Source organism: Pseudomonas sp. TE3-3-F2023 (assembly GCF_036784815.1).
Taxonomy (GTDB): Bacteria; Pseudomonadota; Gammaproteobacteria; order Pseudomonadales; family Pseudomonadaceae; genus Aquipseudomonas; species Aquipseudomonas pudica.
This window is the reverse complement of record NZ_CP145113.1, coordinates 1,031,974-1,043,996: the sequence shown is the minus strand read 5'-3', so window position 1 is coordinate 1,043,996 and position 12,023 is coordinate 1,031,974. Positions and strand designations below refer to the sequence as shown.

General features: G+C 63.4%; 11 protein-coding genes, 1 tRNA gene and 1 pseudogene. 4 read left to right on the top strand and 9 right to left on the bottom strand.

The genetic code is table 11. The features are described from left to right. Nucleotides 1–257: 257 nt before the first annotated feature. Together V3314_RS04690 and V3314_RS04685 are read left to right on the top strand one after the other, a co-directional pair. Nucleotides 258–1,859 carry an ABC transporter permease gene (locus V3314_RS04690; protein ID WP_258229911.1) on the top strand — a complete coding sequence of 534 codons (1,602 nt, stop codon included), beginning with the start codon at nucleotides 258–260 and terminating at the stop codon, nucleotides 1,857–1,859. After that, nucleotides 1,856–2,719: an ABC transporter ATP-binding protein gene (locus V3314_RS04685; protein WP_338459965.1), complete on the top strand. Its 864-nt coding sequence runs from the start codon at nucleotides 1,856–1,858 to the stop codon at nucleotides 2,717–2,719. The genes V3314_RS04690 and V3314_RS04685 overlap by 4 nt, the downstream gene beginning before the upstream one ends. A 181-nt stretch (nucleotides 2,720–2,900) precedes the next feature. Here the strand turns inward: V3314_RS04685 and V3314_RS04680 are convergent, their stop codons facing one another. From V3314_RS04680 to V3314_RS04645, 8 genes are all read right to left on the bottom strand, one after another. Next, nucleotides 2,901–3,182: a gamma-butyrobetaine hydroxylase-like domain-containing protein gene (locus V3314_RS04680; protein ID WP_046616391.1), complete on the bottom strand. Its 282-nt coding sequence runs from the start codon at nucleotides 3,180–3,182 to the stop codon at nucleotides 2,901–2,903. Beyond that, nucleotides 3,182–4,147: a HEAT repeat domain-containing protein gene (locus V3314_RS04675; protein WP_046616392.1), complete on the bottom strand. Its 966-nt coding sequence runs from the start codon at nucleotides 4,145–4,147 to the stop codon at nucleotides 3,182–3,184. The genes V3314_RS04680 and V3314_RS04675 overlap by 1 nt, the downstream gene beginning before the upstream one ends. Beyond that, on the bottom strand, nucleotides 4,144–4,995 hold the full coding sequence (locus tag V3314_RS04670) for an ABC transporter ATP-binding protein (RefSeq protein ID WP_046616393.1): 852 nt from the start codon (nucleotides 4,993–4,995) through the stop codon (nucleotides 4,144–4,146). Before V3314_RS04670 ends, V3314_RS04675 begins: the two co-directional genes overlap by 4 nt. Beyond that, a complete protein-coding gene (locus V3314_RS04665) occupies nucleotides 4,995–5,777 on the bottom strand; it encodes an ABC transporter permease (protein WP_338459964.1) in 783 nt (260 codons plus the stop codon). Before V3314_RS04665 ends, V3314_RS04670 begins: the two co-directional genes overlap by 1 nt. A gap of 15 nt (nucleotides 5,778–5,792) precedes the next feature. Then, nucleotides 5,793–7,199 (bottom strand): ABC transporter substrate-binding protein, encoded by a 1,407-nt coding sequence (locus V3314_RS04660; protein ID WP_338459963.1) that lies wholly within the window; start codon nucleotides 7,197–7,199, stop codon nucleotides 5,793–5,795. Nucleotides 7,200–7,317: 118 nt separating this feature from the next. Next, entirely contained in the window at nucleotides 7,318–7,563 is a 246-nt protein-coding gene (locus V3314_RS04655) for a ferredoxin family protein (protein ID WP_046616397.1), read from the bottom strand. A gap of 63 nt (nucleotides 7,564–7,626) precedes the next feature. Then, a complete protein-coding gene (locus V3314_RS04650) occupies nucleotides 7,627–9,351 on the bottom strand; it encodes a fumarate reductase/succinate dehydrogenase flavoprotein subunit (protein WP_338459962.1) in 1,725 nt (574 codons plus the stop codon). Beyond that, the gene (locus tag V3314_RS04645; protein WP_046616399.1) at nucleotides 9,348–10,097 is read right to left on the bottom strand and encodes a GntR family transcriptional regulator; all 750 of its coding nucleotides are present in this window, start codon (nucleotides 10,095–10,097) and stop codon (nucleotides 9,348–9,350) included. The genes V3314_RS04650 and V3314_RS04645 overlap by 4 nt, the downstream gene beginning before the upstream one ends. Nucleotides 10,098–10,305: 208 nt before the next feature. Here V3314_RS04645 and V3314_RS04640 point away from each other — a divergent pair. Together V3314_RS04640 and V3314_RS04635 are read left to right on the top strand one after the other, a co-directional pair. Then, nucleotides 10,306–10,382: transfer RNA gene (locus V3314_RS04640), tRNA-Arg, on the top strand. Nucleotides 10,383–10,510: 128 nt separating this feature from the next. Next, nucleotides 10,511–10,664 (top strand): annotated as a pseudogene (locus V3314_RS04635) (FAD-dependent oxidoreductase); the annotation flags it as partial. A 6-nt stretch (nucleotides 10,665–10,670) separates the two neighbouring features. On the opposite strand, the gene V3314_RS04630 reads toward V3314_RS04635, so the two are convergent. Further along, nucleotides 10,671–11,990 carry an OprD family outer membrane porin gene (locus tag V3314_RS04630; protein WP_046616400.1) on the bottom strand — a complete coding sequence of 440 codons (1,320 nt, stop codon included), beginning with the start codon at nucleotides 11,988–11,990 and terminating at the stop codon, nucleotides 10,671–10,673. Nucleotides 11,991–12,023: the final 33 nt, after the last annotated feature.

The window sequence follows — 12,023 nt, the reverse complement described above, 5'->3', positions numbered from 1 at the left end:
GCTTTGGCCAGAAGCTAGGCAGGTCTGGTTAGAACCTACAAAGATCAAAACTTCATTCTTCAGTAACTGAAAGGCATAAATCAGGCGGCATGCGGGTCTGCGGCCGGCTTGCGGAAAATGCATGGAAAATATGAGGAAAACGCAACGGCGAGGGGCTTCCGTATGCATGAAGCGCATGTTCTTATCTCTTGAAAGTCATTTTTAAGAATTTTTAATTCCATAAATGAATAATCTAACAACGCTTCGAGAGATGGCCGATGAATGGAATTCTGAGCAGAAGTCGTGGATGGCTCCGAGGGTCGCTACGCGACCCTTTCGCGACGCAAGGCCGCTCCCAAAAGAATCGCGCCCGCTTGTTGCCCTGGGTCTTGCCTGTGCTGGTTGCGCTGCTGTGGGTAGTGGCCAGCCGGGAGCACTGGATGAGCGAGCAGATTCTGCCGGCGCCAGCATTGGTATGGCAGAGCGCGGTGGAGTTTGGTTCCGGCGAGCTGTGGGGGCACCTGTGGATAAGCTTGCAGCGGTTGTTCTGGGGGCTGGCGGTCGGCATCGGCAGCGGGTTGCTGCTGGGGGTCTGGCTGGGTGCTTCGCGGCGGGCGCAGACGTTGGTGCTGCCGACCTTCGTGGCACTGGCACAGATTCCTACCCTGGCCTGGATCCCGTTGTTCATGCTGTTCTTCGGGATCGGCGAGTTGCTCAAGCTGGTGGTGCTGGTGAAAGCCGTGGTGGTCCCCGTTACCTTGCACACGCTGGTCGGTGTACGGGATGCCCAGCCCAAGCTGCGAGAGGCCGCTGCGGTGCTGCGCCTGCCTCGCCATCTACTGTTCCTGCGCCTGCTGCTGCCGGCTGCCCTGCCCGCCTTCCTCACCGGTGTACGCCTGGCCCTGGCCACCGGCTGGACCTCGCTGCTGGCAGTCGAACTGCTGGCCTCCAGCGAAGGGATTGGCTACCTGATGGTGTGGGGACGGCAGTTGTTCATGCTCGACCTGGTGTTGCTGTGCATCCTGGTGATCGGCCTGGTCGGCGCACTGCTGGAGCACGGCTTCTCGGCTCTGGAAAAGCGCTTGCTGTACTGGCCGCAAGCGGCCACAGGGGAGCAGCACCGTGGCCCCGTGCCGCGGGGTTGGCAAAGCCTGCTGCTGCCACTTGCACTGTTGGCCCTGTGGCAGGCCAGCAGCAGCTTTGGCTGGGTCGACAGCAACATCCTGACCTCGCCACTAGAAGTGTTGCGCACTCTGCTGACCGGCCTGGCCGATGGTTCGCTGCCGCAAGCCTTGCTGCTGAGCCTGCAGCGCGCCTTGGCCGGCTTGCTGCTGGGCGGTAGCGCTGGCCTGCTGGTCGGTTTGCTGTTGGGGCTTTCGGCCAATGCCGAACGTATCTTCGGGCCCAGCCTGTCGGCATTGCGTCAGGTGGCGCTGTTTGCCTGGGTGCCGCTGCTTACAGCCTGGTTCGGCCTGGGTGAAGGGGCCAAGCAGGTATTCGTCGGCATGGCTGCGTTCTTCCCGTTGCTGATCGCCACCCAGCGCGGTATCGCCAGCCTCTCGCCCCAGCTGGGTGAAGCCGCGCGCACCCTGCGCCTGAACCTGTGGCAACGCCTGCGCCTGCTGGTGCTGCCCGGCGCAGCCCCGGCCATTTTTGCCGGCCTGCGCCTGTCGCTGATCTACGCCTGGCTGGGCACCATCGGTGCCGAATACTTCATGCCCTCGGACGGAGGCATCGCCAGCCTGATGATCGGCGCCCAGCAATTGTTCCGCATGGACCAGGTAATGGCCGCCATGCTGTTGATCGGCCTGGTCGGCGCCCTGCTCGGCACCCTTGGACAACGCCTCGAATTACGCGCCACGCGCTGGAGAACCGCATGAACGCCTTCAACACCTCGCACCTGCACGCGGCCAACCAGCCCGATGCCACTCCGCCTCTGGTCAGTTTCGAAGGGGTCGGCAAAGTGTTCAGCGTCGATGGCCAGCCGCTGGAAGCCATCCGCAACTTCAACCTGTCGATCAACCAAGGCGAATTCATCGCCATCGTCGGCGCTTCCGGCTGTGGCAAGTCCACCCTGCTGCGCCTGCTGGTAGGGCTGGATACCGACTACAGCGGCAACATCCGTGTGGACGGCCACACTGTCAGCGGCATTGATAGCGAACGCGGCATCGTGTTTCAGGAACACCGGCTGTTCCCCTGGCTGAGCGTGGAACAGAACATTGCCCTGGGCCTGGTCAACGAACCGCTCACCCAGGGTGAGCGCGCGCGGCGGGTACACGAATTCGTGCAACTGGTGGGGCTGGTCGGCTTCGAGTCGGCCTACCCACACCAGCTGTCCGGCGGCATGGCTCAGCGCGTGGCGATCGCCCGAGGTCTGGTAGCCAGCCCGCGGATCCTGCTGCTCGACGAGCCGTTCGGCGCGCTGGATGCACTGACCCGCCAGCAACTGCAGGACGAGCTGCTGGCCATTCGCGAACGTGCCGGCATCACCACGCTGCTGGTCACCCATGACGCTGAAGAGGCCACCTACCTGGCCGACCGGGTGGTGGTTCTGGAGCCGCGCCCGGGGCGGATCAAGTCGGTGGTGGAGATCGACCTGCCCCACCCACGCTTGCGTACGGGCGTTGCACTTCACCAGCTGCGGGAGAAGGTGCTGCACCAGATTACCGGGGATGGCGGCTACCTGGCGCCGCCGGTGCGAAGGGTCGAAGGGCTCAGGCCGGAGCTGATTGCGCTTTGAGCCTGTGACAGCGGGCATGCCCGTACTCATAGAACTGCCCATGACTCACTGAATTAGCAGGGCCCCTGTGGGAGCGGCTTTAGCCGCGAACACCGGCGCAGCCGGTGCCATGCACCGAGTTGGATTCTTCGCGGCTAAAGCCGCTCCCACAGGGTACGCGGACCGCTTGCGAATTCAGGTCTCACCGGGCACTGAGGTCACGCAGGTAAGCCCAAGGGTAGATACCCCGCTCATGCCCATCGCTGAACACCAGCTGCACGCCATACCCTTGCGGCTCGATCTGCACCACGCGCACATCATCGCGAACCAGGCTGATGCCCCCCTGCAACCGTGCCGCTCGGCATTGCGAACAGGGGCAGGCACCGCGCAGGCGGGCATGGCTGAGGCTGTGTTCGCCGTCTTGCCATTGCAGCACCAGTTGCCCTGGCCCGCGCATGTTGCGAATAGCTTGCGGGGCGTTCATCAGGAGGCCCCGCGCAGTTGCGCCATGGCGATCCGCACAGCCTTGCGCACCTCGGGGTCGCTATCGGTCTCGGCGGCCTGCAGCACCGGCAAGGCACGCGCCTGGCCCAGCTCACCCAGGGCCAGAGCCGCCTCCTTGCGCAGGTTGGCAATGCCGTGGCCAAGCAACTCGCCAAGCGCGTCCAGGGCCGCAGCATGACGCAGCCGCCCCAGGGACCGCGCCGCACGCAGACGTACTTGCCAGAAGTCATCGGCAAGAGCATTTACCAGAGCCGGGCCTGCTGGGGCCAGGCCCACCTTGCCTAGCGTGGTGGCGGCTTCTTCGCGCACTTGCCAGGCCTTGTCAGCCAATGCAGCCACCAATGCTGGCACCACCGCGCTGTCTCGTGCGAGGCCCAGCGCACCGATGGCCGCGCGGCGCACCTCGGTGTCCGGCTCGTCTGCGGCAAGCTTTGCCAATGCTGGCAACGCCGGCTGGTGCTTGAGCCAGCCAAGAATACCAACGGCCTCACGCCGGACCGCGGCGTCGCCATCGGCCAGGGCCAGAAGTGCGGGCTCTGCAGCATCTTCCAGGCGCAACTCGCGCAAGGCACGCAGGGCGCTGGCACGGACGAAGGCATCGGCATGCTTGACCCATGGCAGGATCAGCTGACCGGTTTCAAGGCTCTTGAGTTCGCTGAGGCTCTGCGCGGCAGCCAGCCGTACCGGCTCGGCAGCATCGGCCAGCGCAGCGCACAGGGCCTGCACGACTTCGGGTTCTTCCCAGGCCTCGAGCAGGCGCGCGGCCTCGGCTCGCACCTCGTCGGCGGCATCCACCAGCAGTGCATCGGTGAGCCATGGCAAGCCATCCGGGTCTTCCAGGTCGGCCAGTTCGATCAGGGCGATGCGGCGCACGCCTGCATCAGCGGCACCAAGGCGAGGCAGAAGAGCAAGGATGTCGGGGTTGTCAGTCGTTCGTTCAGTCATAGTGCGATCCGTAGCGGTGGGTGCTCAGTGTCCGGCAGGCCCAGCGGGGTCAGGCGCGGAAGTTCGCGGCCTTCCTCGTGACGGAGCAAGGCCAGACAGTGACGCTTGAGGTGAGTGAATTCAGGGCTGGTCAGCAGGCTGGCGCGGCGTGGGCGCGGAAATTCCAGGTGCAGGTCTTCGATAAAGCGGCCAGGTCGCGGGCTCATCACCAGGATACGGTCGGCCAGGAACAGCGCCTCGTCGATATCGTGGGTGACGAACACCACGGTGGTGCGGATGCTTGCCCAGATATCCAGCAACAGCTCCTGCATGCGTGCACGGGTTTGCGCATCCAGGGCACCGAAGGGTTCGTCCATTAGCAAAAGGCGCGGGCGGTTGACCAGCACCCGGGCAATCTCGGCCCGTTGCTGCATACCGCCGGACAACTGACTGGGCCAGCGCCCGGCAAAGTCGGCCAGCCCCACCAGTTGCAGCATTTCACGAGCCTGCTGGCGACGTTCGGCGCGGCCCTGGCCTTGCATCTTCAGGCCGAAGGCCACGTTGTCGAGCACGCTACGCCAAGGCAGCAAGGTGTGGTGCTGAAACACCATGCCGCGCTGCGGTGACGGCCCGGAAACGGTCTGGCCATCCACGCTCAACTGGCCGCTGCTGGGCACCAGGTGCCCGGCCAAGGCGCCAAGCAACGTCGACTTGCCACAACCGGAGGGGCCAAGGATGCAGACGAATTCGCCAGGCTCTACGGCAAAATCCAGACGCTGCACAGCCTCGAATGTTTCGCTGCCGTGCCCCAGGCGTATCGACAGGCCACGCCCGTCGATACGCCCTGGCGCTGGTTGATAACTATTCATCAGCTGGCCCTCCGCGTGCGGTACCAAGGCGTGGCCAACTCCCCAAGTCGCTTGACCAGGGCGCTGCTGCCCATGCCCAGCACGCCGATCAGCAGCATGCCGACGATGATGTCCGGGTAGTTTTGCAAGGTGTACGACTCCCAGGTGTAGTAGCCGATACCGAACTGTCCGGAAATCATCTCGGCGGTGACCAGGCAGAACCATGAAGTCCCCATGCCGATGGCCAGGCCAGTGACGATGCTCGGCAACGCTCCAGGCAACACCACTTCGCGAAGGATCGACCAACGCTCTGCACCGAGGCTGCGCGCCGATGCTACCAGGCGCGGGTCGATGGCCTCGACGCCGTGGACGGTGTTCAGCAGGATCGGGAACAACGCACCAGTGAAGGTTATGAACACCATCGACAGTTCCGACGAGGGGAACATCAGGATCGCCAGCGGGATCCAGGCCACTGCCGGAATCGGCCGCAGCACTTCGAGTGGCGGCAGCAAGGTGTCCTCCGCCCATTTCGAGCGGCCGATCAACAACCCCAGGGCAACGCCAATCAGCGCTGCGGCGGCATAACCGGCAAACACCCGTGACAAGCTGCTGCCCAGGTGCGCCAGCAGGGTGCTGGATGTCAGCAGCTGCCAGGCAGCTTCCAGCACCGCCTTCGGTGTGGGGACATAGGTGAACGTCAGCAGCCCGAGGTCCAGCTTCATGCTCGCCGCGATCTGCCAGAACAGCAGGCAGGCCAGCAGCGAAGCGAGGCGCACCGGCCAGCGCTTGAGGTTGCAGGTCATGTCGGTGCCTCCCGGTCAGCGCTGAGCGACAAGCTTCTGGTTGGCGCTGACGAAGTCCAGCGCTTCACCGCCATGGGCCTTGGCATACTGCTCGGCTTGGTCCTTGAGCAGGAACGCCGCCAGCTCACCCTTTGCGTTGCGCACGAACCAGGCCTGGTTGGCCAGCAACTTGATTCCGCTGTCGGCGGCCTGGGCGTAGATGGCGCGGATGTCCCTGCCCTCCTGCTCCAGTTGGGCCAAGGCGCCAAGCGCGGCCTCCGGCGAAGCGTAGTGGCGGACCTTGCCTTCACCGCGCACCCAGATCTGTGCCAGGCGGCTGAAGTCGGTGATCGGTTTGCCTGTCAGCGCGTCATTGGCCTTGAGTGGCTGCGGATCGTAGTCTTTCAGCGCCTTGTCGTAGTCCAGGCCAGCCTCCTTGAAGGCCGCACGGATGTATTGGTCGTCGATGAACTTGTCGGTGTCGAGGCCACGGTCGGTCTTTTTGAGCAGCTTGAGCGTATCGATGGAGGTTGCGACTGCCTGACGGTATTCAGGCTTCCAGGTCAGGTCGCGGGTCTGCAGGCCGAGCGGGCCGTGGAACAGGTAATTGACCTCGGCTTCGATGCCGGTGACTTTCTCGATCAACTCGCTGTACTTCTCAGGTTCCGCAGCGATCAGCCGATCGGCTTCCAGGCTGGCGCGCAGGTAGGCGGTGACCACTTCGGGGTATTTCTTCGCATAATCGGCATCGACCAAAGCGCCATGGAAGGTCGGTGCGTTGGCCTGGGCGCCGTCATAGATCTTGCGGGCGAAGCCGCGGTTGGGGAACAGTTCGGCGAACGGCACAAAGTCGGCATGGGCCTCGATGCGGTTGCTACGCAGGGCGGAACCGGCGATTTCCGGCGCCTGGGCGATGATTCGCACATCCTTCTGCGGGTCCCAGCCTTGGGCTGCTACGGCACGCAGCAGCATTCCGTGGGCGGTGGAAGCGAATGGCACGGAAATGGTCTTGCCCTTGAGTTCAGTCAACGACTGCACGCTGGATGCTGCGGGTACGACGATGCCATTGCCGCTGCCGTGCACGCTGCCCGACAGCACGCTTAAGAACAGGCTGCGCTTGCCGGCGTCCAGGTGAGCAACGCCGTTGAACGACCCAGGGAAGTCGGCCATTGCCCCGAAGTCGAGTTTCCCAGCGACCATTTCATTGGTCAGTGGCGCACCGCTGGTGAAGTTCTTCCACTCCACCTGATACTTGGCATCCTTGTATTTGCCGTCATGCGGCAGGTACTTCTCCAGCAGGCCAAGCTCGCGTATCAGCAAGCCACCAGTGGCGCAGTTGATGGTGGTGTCCTGTGTGCCAATGGCGATGCGGATGGTTTCGGCGCTGGCATTCAGGCCAGTGAGCGCCAGCGCGAGGCCGGCCACGGTTGCAACAAGGCGCATGGGTGTTTCCCCTCGAGTCGTTATAAGAGTTGGATCGTCTCCGCCGCCCGGCTTGGGTGGTGGGAAACGAGGGGCACAGCGGGAGGGCGTCCGGTGGTGCGCCGGATGGCAGGATGAATCAGCGCAGCAGGTACGGGATGTCGACTTTCACCGCCCCCGTGGGGCAGTCCTTTTCGCAGGGCATGCAGTACCAGCATTCGTCGAAGGCCATGTAGGCCTTCTGCGTGGCCGGGTTGATCGCCAGCAGGTCCATGGGGCAAACCTCCACGCAGACGGTGCAGCCTTTATCGGCGATGCACTTGTCTTCGTCGATGGTGACCGGGGCGCTGCTGCGAAAGAAGATTTCTTGCGGCTGGTAGGCCATTTCACGAAGTCCTCGGGGCCTGCGGCCCACGTTCTACAAAGTGTTCACAGGACACAGGGTCGCCTAGGCTGCGTCGGCCTTTACCCGCAGCTGGTCGTAGGCGGTCTGCTCTTCTGCATCCAAAGCAATCAGGTAAGGCTCGACCGCTTTCTTGAAGCTGGTCATTTCACCGTTCTCGCCTTTTTTCAAATGGCAATGGCAGAACCACTCGCCATCGTTGCGCTCGGGGAAGTCCACTCGATGGTGGTACAGCCCCCAGCGGCTTTCCTCGCGGAACAGCGAGGCCCGCGCCGCCATCTCGGCGCAATCGCGAATCACCGAAACTTCCATCGCACGCATCAGTTCATGAGGGTTGCTGGCCTTCATCTGGTCCAGGTCACGTTCGATTTCGGCAAAGCGCTCCAGGCCGATTTCCATCTTCCGGGTCACCTTCGGCGGCTGCAGGTAATCGTTGACCATGCGCCTGAGCTTGTACTCGACCTGGGCAGGCGGCAGGCCATGCTCACGCTGCAGCGGGGCGAACACCCGCGCGCGCTCGCGCTCGACCTGCTCGGCATCGACCTCGGCGAACTCACGCCCGATCACGTAATGCGCAGCGTTCACACCGGCAAACCAGCCATAGGTGAAGGCCCCGAGCATGTAGTTGTGCGGCACCGCTGCCATATCGCCCGCGGCATACAGCCCTTTGACGCTGGTCTCGGCCTTTTCATTGACCCACACCCCAGACGCCGAATGCCCCGAGCAGAAACCGATCTCCGAGATATGCATCTCGACCATGTGCTGGCGATAATCGGTACCACGCCCGGCGTGGAACTGGCCACGACTAGGGCGCTCGTTGCTGTGCAAGATCTCTTCGATGTGCTGGATGGTTTCCTCGGCCAGGTGATCGAGCTTGAGGAACACCGGACCATTGCCGCCCTCGAGTTCCTGGTGGAACTCCCACATCATCTGCCCGCTCCAGTAGTCGCACTCGATAAAGCGCTCACCCTTGCTGTTGGCGGTATACCCACCCAGTGGGCCGGTGACGTAGGCACAGGCCGGACCGTTGTAGTCCTTGATCAGCGGGTTGATCTGGAAGCACTCGAGGTTGGCCAGTTCGGCACCTGCATGGTAGGCCATGGCGTAGCCATCACCGGCGTTGGTCGGGTTCTCGTAGGTGCCCATCAGATAACCCGATGACGGCAAGCCCAGGCGCCCCGCTGCGCCGCAGGCAAGGATCACCGCCTTGGCCCGCACCACGCGAAACTCGCCGCTGCGGCAATCGAAGCCCAGCACGCCAGCGGCCGCGCCTTCGCCATCGAGCAGCACACGGGTGCAGACCATCCGGTTGCTGATTTCGACCCGGGCACGCTTGAGCTGACGGTACAGCACCTTTTTGATGTCGTGTCCTTCAGGCATGGGCAGCACGTAGGCGCCCATGTGGTGAACCTTTTTCACCGCGTAGTCGCCGGTCTCGTCCTTCTCGAACTTCACCCCCCAGCGGTCGAGTTGCTCGATGGTTTCAAAGCTGTGGGTAGCGTAAGCATGCACCGTGGCCTGGTTGACGATGCCGTCGTTGGCCACGGTGATTTCCTTGGTGTACTGCTCGGGGGTGGCATGTCCGGGGATGATCGCGTTGTTCAGGCCATCCATGCCCATGCTGATGGCACCACTGCGCTTGACATTGGCCTTGTCCAGCAGCAGCACACGCAGGTTCTTGTCCTGCTCCTTGGCCTTGATCGCCGCCATCGGCCCGGCAGTGCCGCCACCGATGACGATGATGTCGTAGTCCTGGGTCTGGATGCTCATGCCTTGCTCCCCTTCTGGCGGTCGATGCGCAGGCGGTACTGGAAAGCATCGCCGCGGTAGTAAAGGTGTTCGAAATCCAGTGGCGTACCGTCGGCGGCATGGGTCAGGCGCTCGATGCGCATGATCGGCGAGCCTTCTTCAACATCCAGGGCCTGGGTCAGGTCGCTGTCGGCCAGCACGGCATCGATGGCCAGGTCGGCATGGCCCAGGGCAATGCCGCAGTCGTTTTCCAGGAGCAGGAAAATGTCGCGGGTGACAAGGTCGGCCTTTTCCAGTTTTTCGCCGACGGCCTTGGGTAGCCAGGTCAGCTCCAGCGAGACCGGCTCGCGGTTGATCAGCCGCACCCGGCGGATCTCGGTGACCAGGCTACCTTCCTCGACCTGTAGCCGCGTGGCCACCAAGACGTTGGCCGGCACATGTCGGAAGCTGCGCAGACGGTTGATCACCTCATAACCCATTTGCGACATCGACTCACCCAAGCCTTGCAGGGTACTGACGTTCTGGAATGCCTTGGGCTTGGCGACGAAGGTGCCCTTGCCATGAATCTTGAAAATCAGCCCTTCCTTCTGCAGGTCGCCCAGCGCCTGGCGCACGGTGATGCGGCTGACGTCGAAAGCCTTGCCCAGCTCGCTTTCCGAGGGCATGCGGCTATGTGGCGGATAAGTGCCATCGAGGATGCGCTCGCGCAGCAATTCCTTGAGCTGGGTATAGAGCGGTACCGGGGACAGGGGGAGCAGTTCGGCCATGGGGTCTCTTCGCTGATCGATTACTTGTTATAACAAGTTGTGACCAGAGAATAGAGGGCATAACAGCGACTATGGAAATATCGTTATTGCATATGGATAGAGGCATTTGTGAGTGCCTTTGCCGTCCGCTTCACGGCTAAAGGGAAAAGTGGCTACAGATCAAGGTGATGGACGCCACCACCACAGATGGGTATCATGCGTGCGCGTTGCACTCGTAGCTCAGCTGGATAGAGTACTGCCCTCCGAAGGCAGGGGTCGTGGGTTCGAATCCCGCCGAGTGCGCCATCTTCTTTCCCTTGTGTCACAAGGGACTGGCGCTTCCGCGCAGAACCTGCCCTGGTCCTGAAAGTCGCTTTGCCACAGCGCAAATGGCCGATATGCCCTGGACTATCAATGGGCCGGAGATCAGCACCACCGCCAACCGTTTCGCTCAAGTCGGCCGGCACGCCCCCCAACGTATTCCATTCCCAGCGCTATGCCAGGCACAGCCTGAACGTGACCCACTGGGCCGCATGGCTGCTGGCCTTGGGCACGCTCTGGTACCGGCTGCACAAGGCGCTGGGTTGAGGAAGTTCAGAACAATCGCAGCGGCATGTTGACTACCAGCCGCACTTCGTCGTAGCTGCCATCGATCTGCCCGCCATGGGCGCGATGGTTGTAGACGATGGTACGCACGCTGGTGTCGCGCCAGGCGCCGCCCTGCAGCACGTAGCCAAGTACCAGGCCATTCTCCTCGTGCCGCGCGCCGCGCAGACCACGCACGTTGTATCCGGCGTGGCGGCCATTGCGGTCGCCCTGGTAGTGGCTGCCATCGATGCCCCAGCCCTTGGCGTGCCACAACCCCAGGCTCAGGCCCGGCACGCCGTAGGCGCTGGCATCGAAGTCGTAGCGCAACTGCCAGGAGCGTTCGTTCGGGCCGTTGTAGTCCGAATACAGCGAGTTGGCCATGTAGTTGCCGGTCGACTCCCACACATAGTCGAAATACTCGTTGCCCTCGACCTGCTGCCAGGCCAGCGTCAGACCATGGGCCTGGTGCGTCAGCGTGGTGGCCAGGCTCCAGGCCTGGTTGTCGATATAGCCCAGCTGCTGCTTGCCGCTGTCGCGGGTGCGGTAGTAGTGAAAGGCCGGGCGCACAGCCAGCCTGGCCCGATCGCCCAGCGTGCCGCCCAGCCCCACGTACAACTGCTGCCAGGTGTCTGCCAGGTGCGAGCCGTACAGGCTGGCAGACAGCGCACCGCTGTAACGGGCACCGACATAGCTGATCGAATCGGCCTTCACCGCCCGATCGCCGAAGGTGCTGGTCAGCCGCTCGCTGCCGGTGCCGGTGCGCGGGATTGCCCGGTCGAAGCGCCCGGCGTCCAGTTGCAGGCCAGCGATGCTCTGGTCGCTCAGCGCCACACCCTGAAAGCTCGACGGCAGCGCCCGGTTATCCTTGTAGCGCAGGATCGGATTGTCCAGGCGCTGTCGGCCAACCCGCAAGGTACTGCCGGCCAGGCGCAGGCGCAGCGCGCCGACAGCCAGGCGGCTCCAGGTGGGGATGGCGTCGCCGTCGCTGTCCACCAGTACCCGGTCGCCACCGTTGGCCACCCGGCCATGGCCGCGATTCAGGTTGATCGCGCTGTACAGCGAGGCATCCACGCCAATGCCGAGCACGCCGCGAGTGTAGCCTGACGCATAGTCGAGCATCGCCGCCTGCACCCAGGTCTCGCGCAGGCGCGTGGGGGTCAGGCGGCCGTCCTTGCGGATCGCCAGGTAGGTGTCGCCCTGCGTATGCTGGTTGGAGTAGTAGTGCCGCAGGTTGAGGTCCAGACGGCTGCCGTCGATGAAGCCGGGCTGGCCAGCAGCCACGCAGGGCGTGATGAGGGCGCAGCACAGAAGTGTGCGTCTTTGCATGTGCAAGGGGTGTCCTGTCCGTGAACGAAGGTC

Excerpts from the sequence above, each read along its gene's own strand:
- V3314_RS04630 (WP_046616400.1), bottom strand. The coding sequence starts at position 11,990 with ATGCAAAGACGCACACTTCTGTGCTGCGCCCTCATCACGCCCTGCGTG.
- V3314_RS04670 (WP_046616393.1), bottom strand. The coding sequence starts at position 4,995 with ATGAATAGTTATCAACCAGCGCCAGGGCGTATCGACGGGCGTGGCCTG.
- V3314_RS04660 (WP_338459963.1), bottom strand. The coding sequence starts at position 7,199 with ATGCGCCTTGTTGCAACCGTGGCCGGCCTCGCGCTGGCGCTCACTGGC.
- V3314_RS04645 (WP_046616399.1), bottom strand. The coding sequence starts at position 10,097 with ATGGCCGAACTGCTCCCCCTGTCCCCGGTACCGCTCTATACCCAGCTC.
- V3314_RS04665 (WP_338459964.1), bottom strand. The coding sequence starts at position 5,777 with ATGACCTGCAACCTCAAGCGCTGGCCGGTGCGCCTCGCTTCGCTGCTG.
- V3314_RS04675 (WP_046616392.1), bottom strand. The coding sequence starts at position 4,147 with ATGACTGAACGAACGACTGACAACCCCGACATCCTTGCTCTTCTGCCT.
- V3314_RS04650 (WP_338459962.1), bottom strand. The coding sequence starts at position 9,351 with ATGAGCATCCAGACCCAGGACTACGACATCATCGTCATCGGTGGCGGC.
- V3314_RS04680 (WP_046616391.1), bottom strand. The coding sequence starts at position 3,182 with ATGAACGCCCCGCAAGCTATTCGCAACATGCGCGGGCCAGGGCAACTG.
- V3314_RS04685 (WP_338459965.1), top strand. The coding sequence starts at position 1,856 with ATGAACGCCTTCAACACCTCGCACCTGCACGCGGCCAACCAGCCCGAT.
- V3314_RS04690 (WP_258229911.1), top strand. The coding sequence starts at position 258 with ATGAATGGAATTCTGAGCAGAAGTCGTGGATGGCTCCGAGGGTCGCTA.
- V3314_RS04655 (WP_046616397.1), bottom strand. The coding sequence starts at position 7,563 with ATGGCCTACCAGCCGCAAGAAATCTTCTTTCGCAGCAGCGCCCCGGTC.